This is a genomic window from Bradyrhizobium genosp. SA-3, from assembly GCF_004212635.1.
GTDB lineage: Bacteria > Pseudomonadota > Alphaproteobacteria > Rhizobiales > Xanthobacteraceae > Bradyrhizobium.
The window spans coordinates 1-13,390 of record NZ_PSRT01000111.1 but is presented as its reverse complement, the minus strand read 5'-3'; the positions used below and the strand labels follow the sequence as shown (position 1 = coordinate 13,390).

The 13,390-nt window shown below is 61.2% G+C and carries 11 protein-coding genes and 1 pseudogene; 2 read left to right on the top strand and 10 right to left on the bottom strand.

Translation table 11 applies throughout. From position 1 onward, the window contains the following. Positions 1-131: 131 nt before the first annotated feature. The 10 genes from CWO91_RS30915 to CWO91_RS30870 all read right to left on the bottom strand — a co-directional run bounded on the left by CWO91_RS30915 (position 132) and on the right by CWO91_RS30870 (position 11,971). The gene (locus tag CWO91_RS30915; protein WP_165405840.1) at positions 132-1,283 is read right to left on the bottom strand and encodes an ABC transporter substrate-binding protein; all 1,152 of its coding nucleotides are present in this window, start codon (positions 1,281-1,283) and stop codon (positions 132-134) included. Positions 1,284-1,384: 101 nt separating this feature from the next. After that, a complete protein-coding gene (locus CWO91_RS30910; RefSeq protein ID WP_130219060.1) occupies positions 1,385-2,428 on the bottom strand; it encodes a branched-chain amino acid ABC transporter permease in 1,044 nt (347 codons plus the stop codon). Beyond that, positions 2,428-3,276: a branched-chain amino acid ABC transporter permease gene (locus CWO91_RS30905; RefSeq protein ID WP_208753089.1), complete on the bottom strand. Its 849-nt coding sequence runs from the start codon at positions 3,274-3,276 to the stop codon at positions 2,428-2,430. Before CWO91_RS30905 ends, CWO91_RS30910 begins: the two co-directional genes overlap by 1 nt. A 26-nt stretch (positions 3,277-3,302) precedes the next feature. Beyond that, entirely contained in the window at positions 3,303-5,144 is a 1,842-nt protein-coding gene (locus CWO91_RS30900; protein ID WP_130219056.1) for an AMP-dependent synthetase/ligase, read from the bottom strand. Further along, a complete protein-coding gene (locus tag CWO91_RS30895; RefSeq protein WP_130219054.1) occupies positions 5,141-5,908 on the bottom strand; it encodes an ABC transporter ATP-binding protein in 768 nt (255 codons plus the stop codon). Before CWO91_RS30895 ends, CWO91_RS30900 begins: the two co-directional genes overlap by 4 nt. Next, a complete protein-coding gene (locus CWO91_RS30890; RefSeq protein WP_208753088.1) occupies positions 5,905-6,717 on the bottom strand; it encodes an ABC transporter ATP-binding protein in 813 nt (270 codons plus the stop codon). The genes CWO91_RS30895 and CWO91_RS30890 overlap by 4 nt, the downstream gene beginning before the upstream one ends. 53 nt (positions 6,718-6,770) lie before the next feature. Then, on the bottom strand, positions 6,771-7,931 hold the full coding sequence (locus tag CWO91_RS30885; protein WP_130219052.1) for an acyl-CoA dehydrogenase family protein: 1,161 nt from the start codon (positions 7,929-7,931) through the stop codon (positions 6,771-6,773). A 220-nt stretch (positions 7,932-8,151) separates the two neighbouring features. Next, positions 8,152-9,306 carry an acyl-CoA dehydrogenase family protein gene (locus tag CWO91_RS30880; RefSeq protein ID WP_130219084.1) on the bottom strand — a complete coding sequence of 385 codons (1,155 nt, stop codon included), beginning with the start codon at positions 9,304-9,306 and terminating at the stop codon, positions 8,152-8,154. Further along, a complete protein-coding gene (locus CWO91_RS30875; protein ID WP_130219050.1) occupies positions 9,303-10,508 on the bottom strand; it encodes an acetyl-CoA acetyltransferase in 1,206 nt (401 codons plus the stop codon). Before CWO91_RS30875 ends, CWO91_RS30880 begins: the two co-directional genes overlap by 4 nt. 2 nt (positions 10,509-10,510) lie before the next feature. Then, entirely contained in the window at positions 10,511-11,971 is a 1,461-nt protein-coding gene (locus CWO91_RS30870; RefSeq protein ID WP_130219048.1) for a hydroxymethylglutaryl-CoA synthase family protein, read from the bottom strand. Between the two features lie 351 nt (positions 11,972-12,322). Here CWO91_RS30870 and CWO91_RS45590 point away from each other — a divergent pair. Both CWO91_RS45590 and CWO91_RS30865 read left to right on the top strand, forming a co-directional pair. Beyond that, positions 12,323-12,610 (top strand): annotated as a pseudogene (locus tag CWO91_RS45590) (biotin carboxylase N-terminal domain-containing protein); the annotation flags it as partial. Between the two features lie 66 nt (positions 12,611-12,676). Further along, positions 12,677-13,390, top strand: a 714-nt coding sequence (locus tag CWO91_RS30865; RefSeq protein WP_245471436.1) for an ATP-grasp domain-containing protein, incomplete at its 3' end; no start/stop codon positions are given.

Here is a 13,390-nt window from a genome sequence, read left to right as displayed (position 1 = left end):
TCTAGAACTCGCGGAGGGTATCTGAGATCGCAGCGCGATCTCCGATAAAGGATACGCGGCTTGGCAAATGCCGAACCCGCGCATCTTCTCAGGCGACTTCCACCGACGCCACGCGCCGACGCCGGGCTTGCTTAGTATTCGGCAAACTCGGTGAGGGCCTTGACCGTCTTCGCCTTGGGGTCGACCTCGAGCACGCGCACGGCTGTTGCCGCCGTATGCCGCTCCTTGGTAAAGCTTATCGGCTGTGTCAGGTGATCGACGTCAAAAGGCTCGCCGGACGTGAGTTTCGCCGTCACGCAAGTGCGGGTCAGCTCCTTTTCGCAGCGGCGCAGCGCCTCGATCATCACCCTAGCGACAACATAGCCGGCGATCGAATAGCGGTTGACCGCAGCAGCCTCGTCCTCTCTGAGATGCCGTCTGACGAGGGACTCGAAATGAGCCGCTTCCGGCGAACCGAGCGGCGAAACATAGTCCGCGCTCAGAGGCGCGTATTCGGTCGCTTCGCTCAACTTCATGACCGGCAGAAGTTGCATTGTAGGTACAGTGGCAATATCGAGGTCCATCTTGAACTTGCTTGCCTCCCGCAGCATCGCCGCCGTCTCGATCGTGACCCCGCCCGCGACCAGGACGTTGATGCCCTCGGATCGCAATTTGAGGATCTCCGCTCCGAACTCCTTCTGCCCGCGCTTGTAGCGGACTGGCGCGACAGCCTTGATTTTGAGCTCGTCGACCGCCCGCTGGAAGCCTTTCTCCACGTCGTCACCGAAATCATCGTCCTGGCGGATGACACCATAGATCGCATCTGGACGCTTGCGGCTGTCTTTGACGTACTTTAGCTGCGAATAAATAAGCTGCTGATAACTGGCTCCAATCATAAAGACGGTTGGCCTTACGGGATCGACGGCGGCCTTCAACGGCGACAGTGACGCGAAGGCCGGGATTCCCTGCTCCTCCACGATCGGCAGCATGGCGACACTGCCGCCGCCGCCGCTGATCGAGAGCAGGCCAAAGACTCCTTCGTCGATCAGCTTCCGCAGACCCTGAACAGCACGGGCCGGGACGTAGCCGTCGTCCTCTGTTTTCAGGACGACGCTGCGCCCGGCGACACCTCCCGCGGCATTGGCTTCAGTCGCCGCGAGTTGCGTGCCGATCTGCAAAGCTCGCCCCGCGAGAGCGGCAGAACTGGACATGGGCAGAATATTGCCGAGCACGATCTCCTTCTCGGTGATGCCCGGCTCGGCATCGGCGGTGCCGATGCCGGCCATCAAGACCAACGTCAGCAATTTGGCAATCCTAATAGATCTCATGATTTTCCTCCGCGTCGGTTCTGGGACGTTACGATGAGCTGCTTACCCTCGGTCCAGCGGGACGAGGCATGCTGACCTCAAGTCGAGAGCGGCCAATGCAGCCAGTAGCGGCTGATGCGCCGCCAGAGGCCAGTCAGTCCGAGTGGCTCGAAGCGCAGCGTGATGATGATCGCGAGGCCGGTCAGTAGGCCACGCACGTCGTAGATATGAGTGGAGAAAGCGGCGCTTAGATCAGGCAGGAGATTGGTTAGCGCTCGCGCGAGTTCCGGCAGCAGAACGATGAAGGCCGCACCGAGAAGCGCACCGGAAAGCGAACCAAGCCCTCCGACGATGATCATCGCGAGCGCCTCGATCGAGAGCAGAATGTTAAACAGGTCGACGTTCACGAACCGAAACTGAAACGCCATCAGTCCCCCGGCGATGCCAACCAGGAACGACGAAGCAAAGAACGCGCTGAGCTTATAGGTGGTGAGATCGATCCCCATTGCCCGCGCGGCGATGTCATGGTCCCGGATCGCGAAGAACGCTCGTCCGAGCCTCGACCGCATCAGATTGAGGAAAGCGAGACTTGTGAGAATCAGGATAGCCAGCACGAGATAGTACATCTGCGGCAGTGCTGCGAGATTCAGTCCGAGGAAACCCACGTTCTGGACCCGAACCCCGTAAGGCCCATGCGTCAGAGGTTCGGCATAGAGCAGAAAATGGGTGACGATAAAGGAGAACGCGAGTGTGGTGATTGCCAGGTAGATGCCCTTCAGGCGCAGCGACGGTATGCCGATGATCAAGCTCAGCAGTGCCGAAACGAGCCCCGCAGCCAGTAGGGCCAGTTCGGGCGGCCACCTGTAGTCGGCAATCAGCAACGCCGTAGTGTAGCAGCCGGCCGCGAGGAAGCCGGCCTGCCCAAGAGAGATCAGACCGGTTACGCCGGTGAGCAGATTGAGGCCGACGGCGCCGATCGCCGAAATGCCGATCGTGATTGCCAGCGTCAGGACGAAGCTGCTCGCGACGAAGGGCAGAAGCAAACAGACCGCCAGCAGCACGGCCGTCCAGTTCCAAGCCACCAGGCTATCGCTGATTGCTACTTGCTTCCCGTGGTCTTCGACGAAATGGCCCGTGCGCATCAGACTCGCTCCAGTTCACGTTGGCCGAAGAGACCGTAGGGTCGGATCATCAGGATCAGGATGACGACGGCAAAGCCGCTGATCTCCTTCAGGCCGTGGCCGATGTAACCTTCCGAGAGATCGCCAATCACGCCGATCAAGATGCCCCCGAACCCCGCGCCGATGACAGAATCGAGACCGCCGAGGATTGCACCCGGAAAGCTGCGCAGGCCGAGAACCCACATATCCGAGGCGCGCGAGGAGATCATCGCCAGGGTGACGCCCGCCAGGCCTGAGACCACGGCTGCGATCGACCAGGCCAGCATCGACATGCGCGTGACATTAACGCCCATCAGCAATGCTGTCGTCTCGTCCTCGGCCATCGCCCGCATCGCCACGCCGACGCGGCTGAAGCGATAGAAGATCGTCACGATAGTGATCGCGGCAAAAAACAGCACGACCGCCGCAAACTGCTCGGAATAAATGACGACAGGCCCGAGGGTGAGTAACCCGCCCTTGATGATGGTATCGAAGGGCTCGGCATCCGTGCCCCATATCAGAACCGTCAGGCTGCGCAGCACGATGGCCAGGCCTATGGTGACCATGATAATTGCGAAGGTCGGCTGCCCCAGCATCGGCCGAATGAATACCTGCTCTAGGATCGCTCCGATCAAGATCGCCGCCGCAACGGTCACGATCAGCAGCAGCCAGAACGGCAGACTCAGCGCCGTGGCCAGGCTCCAGCTCACATAGGCGACGAGCATCATGACCTCGCCCTGCGCGAAGTTGAGGACGCCGGTTGTTCGGAAAATGACAGCGAAGCCGATCGCAATCAGCCCGTAGACGGAGCCGTTGATCAGGCCGGACATGAGAAGATTCAGAAAGAGATCCATTTTCAGACACCGTACATGGCTTCGATTTGAGGCCGGAACTTCTCCTCGATGACCTTTCGCCGGACTTTCATGGTCGCGGTCACCTCCCCGTCGTCATGATCGAGTTGCTTGTCCAGCAACGTGAACTTGCGGATGTTCTCGACCCGCGCGAACTGCGCGTTGACCTTGTCGAGTTCACGCTCGATCAGCGCCCGAACCTCCGGCAATCCCGCCAGGTTCTTGAAGGTGGTATAAGGATAACCCTTCTCCTGGGCCCACTTGCCCACGGTCTCGTAGTCGATCTGGATCAGAGCGGTGAGATAGTTTCGCCTCTCGCCGATCAAGACGGCCTCTCGGATATAGAGCGAGTCCTTCATCCGATTCTCGATAAGCGAAGGCGTGATATTCTTGCCGCCTGAAGTTATGATAATATCCTTCTTGCGGTCGGTGATTGCTATCGAGTCGTCGTCCGCGATCTCACCGATGTCCCCGGTCGCGACCCAGCCCTCCCGGAGCACCTCGCAGGTCGCCTCCTCGTTGCCGAGATAGCCGGCAAAGGCAGCCCGGGAACGGACCAAGATTTCGCCCTGAGCGCCGAGGCGATGTTCGTAGGTCGGCAGTGGCGGACCGGACTGGCCAAGCCCGGTATGCCCTGGATATTGCGAATGGGAGATCCCCGAAAGCTCGGTCATGCCGTAGACTTGGTAAACCGGCAGGCCGAGGATCCAAAAAAACTCCAGCACCTCCGGAGAAATGGAGGCGCCGCCGCAGAGCATCGTGTTTGCCCGGTTGAGGCCGCACCATTTCTGCAGCGAGCGGAAGCAGATGAGCCATAGCAGCCGGAACAGCGCCGCGTCCGCGAGCGACACGCGCTTTCCGCCGTTTGCGAGTTGGCGCTGCGCGATCGGTCTGCCTAGGTGCAGACAAGCTTTCACGACGCGCTGCTGAAAGGGTGTGGCATCCTCGAGCTTCACCAGGATGCCGTACTGCAGCTTCTCCCAAATCCGCGGCACGCCGAGAAAGCCGCGCGGAGCGATCTCTCGCAGGTTCGCCGCGACAGCGTCGATCGACTCGCCGAAATTGACGGTCGTGCCGTTCGCCAGTTGCATCAGAGTGGAGCATATGCGCTCTGCCACATGGCACAGCGGCAGGTAACAGAGGACGTCCCAATTGTGGTCGTCGATTCCGTGCCGTTCCGACAGCCGCAGAGCGGCCCAGATCAGCCCCTGATGGGTGAGCATCGCGCCTTTAGGAAGGCCCGTCGTACCTGACGTATAGACGATGACTGCGACACCGGTGGGCTTCAGTGCGGCGATCGATTCTTCGACATAGTACGGCTGGCGCTCCGCCTCGGCCCGTCCTAAGTTGAGAACATCTTCGAAACTGTACAATTGATCTTTCGGATAACGGCTCATGCCTTTCATGTCGACGCAGATGATGTGCCGGAGCTTCGGCAAGCTTTCGCCGAATTTCAGCGCATCGAGAACTTTGTCTGCCTGCTCTTGATCACCGCACACGACCACGGTGGCGCCAGAATCCTTCAGGATGTGGTGCAACTCGGGCCAGGGATTGGTCGGATAGACCCCGATGCAGGCTCCGCCCAGGCTCTGGATGCCGAGGTCGGCATACATCCATTCCGGCGTGTTCTCGCTTGCGACCGCGAGGAAATCTCCGCGCTCAACGCCCAGGACCTTTAGTCCCAGCGCAAAATGCTTCACCCTGCAATAGTAATCGGCAAATGTCGTGCGTTGCCAGATGCCAAGCTTCTTCTCCCTGAATGCCAGGTCATTGGGAAAATTGTCGGCCCAGTACTTGAGAATGCCGGGCAGCGTCGCATCTTCGAACAGTCTGGTGTCCCGTTTCACTTCGCGTCCCCGAGGTAGGCGCTGATCACAGACGGGTTTGAGGACACCTCCTCCGGAGTTCCAACGGCAACAAGTGAGCCGAAGTTAACGACTGCCACCGCGTCGGAGATGTCCATCACAATTCCCATGTCATGCTCGACCATGAGCACTGTGACCCCAAGCTCGTCGCGAACATCCAGGATGAAGCGAGCAATGTCCTCGGTTTCCTCCGCGTTCATTCCGGAGACCATCTCGTCGAGCAGCAACAGCCTGGGCCGCACTGCCAATGCGCGCCCGAGTTCGACGCGCTTCTGAAGGCCATAGGACAGAAGCCCAACCGGCACGTCGCGCAGGTGCTCGATCTCGAGGAAGTCGATTATTTCTTCGACTTGCTCGCGTGCAGCGACCTCCTCGCGTCTGACAGAGGCTGCGAACGTGGCGGCGGTCAGCAGATTGGCCTTCAGGCGATGATGCAAGCCGACGAGCAAGTTCTCCACGACGGTCGCGCGCGAGAAGATCGCAAGGTTCTGAAAGGTGCGAGCGATCCCCATCGCAGCGAGTTGATGGGTTCGGACCTTATGGATCGAATGTCCATCGAAGGTGATACTTCCATGCGAGGGAGGAAAGATCGCGCTGATCAAATTGAAGAGCGTGGTTTTTCCGGCGCCGTTGGGGCCGATGACGCTGAAGATGGCCTTCTCCGGCACGTCGAATGAGACATCCGTTACCGCCTTCACACCGCCGAAGCTTTTGCTCAAATTGCGGACAGAAAGAAGTGGCTTCATGATAGCCACCTCTTTCGGCGCTTGTAGTGCTTGATCTCCCGATAGCTCTTCCGGCTCCCGCTCTCGGAGAAGCCAAGATAGAACTCCTTAACGTCATCGTTTTCGACAATCTTCGACGCCTCGCCATCGATGACGACTCTGCCGCTCTCCATGACGTAAGCACGATGAGCGATACGCAGCGCCAGGAGCGCGTTCTGTTCGACGAGCAGGATGGACATCCTCTCGCTGCGATTGAGATCGACGATGATCTGCATGATCTGCTCGATGATCTGCGGTGCGAGTCCCAAGCTGGGCTCATCGAGCATCAGCAGCTGCGGCGAGGCCATCAGAGCGCGCCCGATGGCCACCATCTGTTGCTCCCCTCCCGACAGATATCCCGCCAGGGACTTGCGGCGTTCGGCGACGCGCGGGAACATGGCGTAGACCCGGTCGAAGCCCTCCGCGACCTGGCTGCGGCTGCGCAGGTAGCCACCCATTGCGAGATTGTCCTCAACGGTCATGTGGGCGAAGAGCTTCCGTCCTTCGGGGACGTGCACAATGCCGCTGCGAACGATGTCGTCGGCGGGCAGCTTCAGGAGTTCCGTGCCGCGATACCGGATATGTCCGTGAAGCACCTCGCCCTCTTCGGGATAGAGGACGTTGGAGATGGCCTTCAGGATCGTTGACTTTCCTGCGCCATTCGATCCGAGCAAAGCCACGATCTGCTGATCGCCGACTTCAAGAGACACGTCCCGCACCGCTTCAATGGCACGGTCGTACAGGATCTGCACATTCGTAACGGACAGCATCGACGCACGCTTCTCCAGCATGGCCAGTCTTGGATGGCCTCGACTCAAATCCTTCCGCACGGATCCTGCTTCGCTCAGTAAGAACGAGGCAGGCCCATTACCTTGTCGCCAATGAAGCTCAGGCATAGTTCGCGGTTGACCGGAGCGGTCCGGAGCAGCCGCATCATCGGATAGAGTTCGTAGATGCCGGTGTCCTCGGTGAATCCGGCGCCGCCATGCGCCTGGAGCGAGGCGTCCACGGCCTCGATTCCGGCCTCGGCGGCAGCGTACTTCGCCATGTTGGCGGAGGCGCCGGCAGGCAGACCTGCGTCAAACTCCCAGGCGGCTTTGCGGGTCATCAGACTCGCCAACTCGATTTGCGTGCGCGCCTTCGCAAGCGGATGCTGGACGCCCTGATAGGCGCCGACAGGCCGGTCGAAGACGACCCGCTCGGAGGCGTATTTCACGGCCTTTTCCAGCGCAAAGCGGCCGACGCCGCAGCACAGTGCCCCCAGGACGATTCGCTCCGGGTTGAGGGTGTCGAATAGAATCGAAAAGCCCTGATCGACGTCCCCGACGAGATCCTCGGGCCCAAGATCGACCTCGTCGAAGAACAGCGTCCATTGCTCCTCGGGCAAGGGGATCGATACCTTGACCCGTTGTCGGGAAACGCCTTTGGCCTTGAGGTTGACCACGAACAGTGAGAACCCGTCGGTGCGGCGCTTGACCTGATCGGCCTGGGTGGTGCGTGCGACGACGAGACAGTAATCAGCGACATCAGCGCCGGTGATAAAGGTCTTCTCCCCGGTCAGCGAAAACCGGTTGCCTCGACGACGCGCCGCCGTCTTGATGTTGAGCGTGTTGGAGCCGGCACCAGCTTCCGTTATCGCGAAACAGAACTGAATCTCGCCGCGGCAGGCGGCTGGCAGCAGTTCGTGCTTGTGCTTTTCGGTACCGTGCCTAGCGAGGTGGGACAGCGTCATGCATGGGCCGACGACCATCATCAGGAGAGGAATGCCATTGTTGGCTGTCCCTTCCATGAACAAGGCCATCTCCGTCATTCCGAGACCGGCGCCGCCATAAGCTTCCGGCACCATCAGGCCCAGATAGCCGTCCGCCGCGATCTGCTTGAAAAGCTCATGCGGGAACGCGCGTCGCCTGACGTGATCGAGCCAGTAGGCGTTGTCATAGGACTTGGCGAGTTGGTCGCCGTATTCGTAGATCTGGCGCTGCTCAGCGGTGATGCTGAAATCCATGGGACGTCCCCCTTGAAACCGGTTTGATTCAGGCCTGGACCAGCGTGCCGCTTATCGGCCGCCGTGGTGACAGCGCGATTGGAACAGGCTGATTGCGAGAGCCATCGTGCGCACTGCCTGAAGAGCAGATCACAACCTTCTCCCTCCCTGACTTTTCGTTGAATCTAGTCTAACGTTTGTTAGAAAATATGCAAGCGCGCTTTTGGGCCAGCCCGCGGAATCATGCCAGAGCCTTCAGCATTTCCCGGCCGATGATCAACTGCTGAATTTGGGTGGTGCCCTCGTAAATCCGGAACAGCCTGACATCGCGATAGAAGCGCTCCACCGCGCTTTCGCGCATGTAGCCGGTGCCACCGTGGATCTGCACCGCACGGTCGGCAATGCGGCCCACCATCTCGGACGCGAACATCTTGCAACAGGATGCTTCCATCGAGACCGCCTCGCCGCGATCATGGCGCCGAGCCGTTTCGCGTACCATGCTGTCGGCCGCATAGAGATCCGCCTGGCGATCGGCGAGCATGGCCTGGATGAGTTGGAAATCTCCGATGGCCTTGCCGAACTGCTTGCGCTCGCTGGCGTATCGCGTCGCCTCGTAGAGGATCCGCCGAGCCTGTCCGACGCACACGGCCGCGACCGTGATGCGCCCGCGGTCCAGCGACTTCATTGCCGTCACGAAGCCGCGTCCCTCCACCCCGCCGATGATGGCGTCGGCCGATACGCGAACCTGTTCGAAATACACGTCTGCGGACCAGGCGCCGCTCTGGCCCATCTTGCGGTCCTTGGCCGCGACGCGAACGCCGGGCGTATCTGCTGGAACGAGGAAGGCCGTGACATGGGCGTTTCCCGGCAGTTTTTCGCGGCTCGTTCGCGCCATGACGAGAAACAGGCCCGCGACCGGCGCATTCGTCACGAAGCGCTTCGAGCCATTGATGACGTAGCTGTCGCCGTCCCTGGTCGCCGTCGTGCGGAGCGCCGCACTGTCGGAACCCGAATCCGGTTCGGTCAGGCAGAAGCTCGTGACAATCTCGCCGCTCGCGATCCTGGGAAGCCAGCGCCGCTTCTGCTCGGACGTTCCGTCGCGGAGTATACTTTGCGATCCGAGCCCCAGATTGATGCCGATGCTCGACCGGAAGGCCGCGGAAGCCCAGCAAAGCTCAATGATGAGCTCGATTTCCTCAGTCAGATTAAGTCCGAGACCTCCGTATTCTTCGGGCGTGGACAGCCCGAACAAACCCAGCGCCCTGATGTCGTCCAGGATCTCGGCCGGGATTTCGTCAGCCTCCGCCACCTGGCCTTCGAGCGGAACGAGCTTCTCGCGCACGAACCGACGGATCGTACTACGCAACTGCTCCAGCATCTCGGTATCCATGGTCAGGCCTTCTCGATGCCAACGATGGCGATGGCGCAAACATTCTGGTTCGGCATCCCGCCGAGATTGTGCGACAGCGCTAGAACCGGTGGATCCTGCCGCTGGCGGTCGGCTGCGCGCCCCGTCAATTGCAGATAGTTCTCGTAGATCATCCGCAAGCCAGAGGCTCCGATCGGATGCCCGAAGCATTTGAGCCCCCCGTCTATCTGACAGGGGATGGGTCCGTCGGCGTCGAAGAAGCCATCAAGCACGTCGCGGACGGCACCCCCCTCGCTGCTGATGCGCAGATCTTCCATCGTTACCAGCTCGGTGATCGAGAAGCAGTCGTGCACCTCCACCAGGCTTAGTTGCCGGCGGGGATCAGCGATGCCGGCCTCCCTGTAGGCGCGGTCGGCCGCGATGCGCGTGGTGTGGACGTAGCTGCCGTCCCAGCCGGCTCCCTGCAGCTCCCAGCCGTTCGAAACCGCGAGTTGCAGCGCCTTGACCGTAACGAGATCGTGCTTGCCAAGTGAGCGCGCGATCTCGGGGGTCGTGACGATCGCGCAGGCCGCTCCGTCCGAAACGCCGCAGCAGTCGAAGAGGCCAAGCGGCTCTGCGATGATCGGTGCGTTGAGCACGGTTTCGATATCGATCGGCTTGCGCAGATGCGCCTTCGGATTCTTCGCGCCATTGGCGTGACTCTTGACGGAGACATGAGCCATGGCCCGCTTGAGGTCGCTCTTCGACAACCGGTGCCGAGTTTGATAGGCAGAGGCGAGCTGTGCGAAATTTCCCGGTGCCGATCCGACCACGCCGGTCATATCGAACACCGTGCCACGGCTGCGCACCGGAAGTCCGCCATAGCCCGTGTCCTTCAGCTTCTCAACTCCCATCGCCAGCGCCACGTCGGCAGCGCCGCTCGCGACTGCATAGACCGCGCCGCGAAACGCCTCCGTTCCGGAAGCGCAATAGTTCTCCACCTTGGTGACGGGAACATTGCCGAGACGCAGCGCGACCGACGCCGGGATCGCCGAAGGCCCAACATTGACATAGTCCATCGCAACTGAGAGCCAGGCCGCGTCGATCACGCTCGGTTCCACGGCGGCGTCAGCGAGCGCCTCCAGATAGGCCTCGACCATCAACGTCTCGGCATCACTGTCCCAACGCTCACCGAAGCGGCTGCAGCCCATGCCTAGAATGGCGACCTTGTCCTTGATGCCGCTTGCCATGGCTATTCTCCCATTTGCCGGCCGACCGGCGCGGCCTTCCAGAAATAGCGCGTGAACCCGCGCAGTTCGTCCTGAGCCTTGATGCGAAACATCATGCGCATCTCGCGGCCGACAGAGATTTCATCCGCATCGACGTCGCAGAACTCGGCGTTCATGCGCCCACCTTCCTCGAATTCGATCATCCCGTAGTAGGCCGGCGGGTCGGGCGTGTACGTCAGATGATCCGCCGTGTGCGTGAGGATCCTGGCTGTCCGCTCCGCCAGGAGATGGTCCTCTTGCGTGCCAACGGAATGGCCATTGGAAGAGACGCCGATCTCGGAACGTGGAAACTGCACCGTTCCGGTCTGCTTGCAGCGGCCTCCGACCAGTCCGAGAACGGTCCGCCTGTTGCGCCAGAGCGCCGTCAGAGGCTGCTTCTGGTCGAATTCGGCCCGCATGCCGCGTTCGAATTCGACCCCGCCAGACAAAAACAGGTACCTGCTATAGTTGGTCTCGGGCTTGCGGCGGTCCAGCCAGCCGCGGACGCCGAGAGCCGGGCCCTGTGCCGGCTTGAGATCGGTCCGTTCAAGCAGCACGACGTCGCAGCCCGAGCCGAAACCGACCAACAGGATGCGCTGGCGCGGCTCCGCTTTCTCCAACGCATGCGCGAGCAGTACTAGCGGCTGCGCAGCACCGGCATGGCCGACGACGGTAGCGAGGTCGTCTGCGACGGCCTCGGCCCTAATGCCACATTGCTTGGCGACAGAATTCGCGACGCCACGGATTGGGGCCGGCAGAATAAAGATGTCGATCTCCTCGGCGCGCACTCCCGCCCGCGAGAGAGCGGCTGCGATCGCACGGGGCGCGAGCTTGCCATAACCCTCTTCTCGAACCCAGCGAGCTTCCCACTCATAGTCGAACGGGCGACCCTCCGCGCGGAAGTGATCGATGAAGTCGGCACTCAACGAGTGTGAAAAGAGGTGGCGGGCGATCACCGGCCCGGATCCCACGAGAAGCGCCGCCGCTCCAGCTCCGCCGACCAATTCCGCCTCGGAGGCTGGTTTCGCGCGCGGTTTCTCCGCGGCGACGCACAGGACGGGTGCGGTCCCGGCACGCGCGATCGCCAGGGCCTGGATCAGCGCGGACACTCCGGTGCGCTGGCTGCCGGTGATATCGAGGGTCGAGAGATCGTCGTCGAGATTCAGCGCCTCCTTGACAATGACCGCGTTCTGGCGATCGGCGAAGGGCATCGTCGTCGAGGCCATGAACAGCGCGCCGACTCCGCTTCTGTCCCGGCCCGAAAGCGCATCTCTCGACGCTTCCACTGCCATCGTGATGCTGTCCTCATCCCAGTTGGCGAAGGAGCGCTCACCCTTGGAATAGGCTCTCAGGCCCGGATTGAACCACTCGTGGGCCGCGACCACTGCCGCTCGTTGTAGCCGCATCCGCGGGATATATGCTCCGAAGGAGAGGATTCCGGTCATGGCCTACTGAAACTCCACATAGCCGTTGGTCAGAACGGGCGCCAAATCGCATTGGGATTGCTGAAAGACTCGCGCCGGCCTTGGCGACGCCCGCCGAAATCGCCATCACCACGCAGAAACGACGTCTGCCCGACGCGGCGCATCCCGCTTCCGCCGCCGGTCACGAGAGCGACTGCTCTCTTCATCAAGTCGGCCGCGAAGCGCCTCTCGATATTGGTAACCTCAGCCATTTTCTTCCCACCAGGGCTCTTGCATCCATCGCATCGATAGACTTATTCTAACAAACGTTAGATCGAATTGAAAGGCCCTAATTGCGATGGCCGCAGGCTTCGCGCCGAAGAGGTTGGTGAGATGAATACCCGCACTCCCCCATTCGAAAAGATCATGGTCGCGAACCGAGGCGAGATCGCGAGCCGGATTATCCGGACGCTGCGTGACATGGGCATCCGTTCCGTCGCCGTGCATCACGGCATCGAGCGTAAATCCAGACATGTTGCCGCAGCGGACGAGTCTGTCGAGATCTTCGGCGAGACGCCTGTCTCCGCCCATCTCGACGGTCCGCAGCTCATCGCGGCGGCGCTGGCTCATGGGGTGCAAGCCATCCACCCTGGCTATGGCTTCCTGTCCGAGAACGCGGCATTTGCGCGCGCAGTCCGCGAAGCTGGGCTGACGTTCATCGGTCCCGATGCAGAGACGATCAGCCTGATGGGCGACAAGATCTCAGCTCGGACCTTTGCAGAAGCGCAAGGTGTGCCGGTTGCCCCTTCTGTCATACCGACTGGCGATCTCAAGGCTTTCATCCGCGCCGCGGAGACGATCGGATTTCCCCTTCTGGTCAAGGCTGCCGCAGGCGGCGGCGGCAAGGGCATGAGCATCGTCCGCTCGGCAGACGCGCTGGCGGAAGCAGCGCGCATTGCGGCGAGCGAAGCGGAGCGCTACTTCGGCGACGGCCGGGTCTATGCCGAACGCTATGTCGAACGCCCACGCCATATCGAGGTTCAGGTTCTGGGCGACGGGCTAGGCAACGCGATCCATCTCCTCGAACGAGAGTGTTCGATCCAACGCCGGTTTCAGAAGATCATCGAGGAAGCGCCGGCAGCCGGTTTGCCTGGACCGCTGCGGGAAGAGATCTGCGCGGCAGCAACGCGGCTGGCGGCGGCGGCGCGCTACAAGAACGCCGGGACAGTGGAGTTTATCCTCGGAGCAGACGGCCGATTTTATTTCCTGGAAATGAACACGCGGCTTCAGGTCGAGCATCCCGTAACGGAGATGATCACCGGCCTCGACCTCGTACGGATGCAAATCGAGATCGCAGCGGGCATGGGGCTGACGCTCGAGCAGAGCGACGTCAGGAGCCATGGCCATGCCATCGAATGCCGCATCTGCGCAGAGGATCCTGCGCACGATTTCCTGCCTGAG

Bases quoted from the DNA above. Each gene is read 5' to 3' on its own strand.
- CWO91_RS30875 (WP_130219050.1), bottom strand. From the start codon at position 10,508: ATGGCAAGCGGCATCAAGGACAAGGTCGCCATTCTAGGCATGGGCTGC.
- CWO91_RS30905 (WP_208753089.1), bottom strand. From the start codon at position 3,276: ATGTCCGGCCTGATCAACGGCTCCGTCTACGGGCTGATTGCGATCGGC.
- CWO91_RS30885 (WP_130219052.1), bottom strand. From the start codon at position 7,931: ATGGATTTCAGCATCACCGCTGAGCAGCGCCAGATCTACGAATACGGC.
- CWO91_RS30870 (WP_130219048.1), bottom strand. From the start codon at position 11,971: ATGACCGGAATCCTCTCCTTCGGAGCATATATCCCGCGGATGCGGCTA.
- CWO91_RS30895 (WP_130219054.1), bottom strand. From the start codon at position 5,908: ATGAAGCCACTTCTTTCTGTCCGCAATTTGAGCAAAAGCTTCGGCGGT.
- CWO91_RS30890 (WP_208753088.1), bottom strand. From the start codon at position 6,717: ATGCTGGAGAAGCGTGCGTCGATGCTGTCCGTTACGAATGTGCAGATC.
- CWO91_RS30910 (WP_130219060.1), bottom strand. From the start codon at position 2,428: ATGCGCACGGGCCATTTCGTCGAAGACCACGGGAAGCAAGTAGCAATC.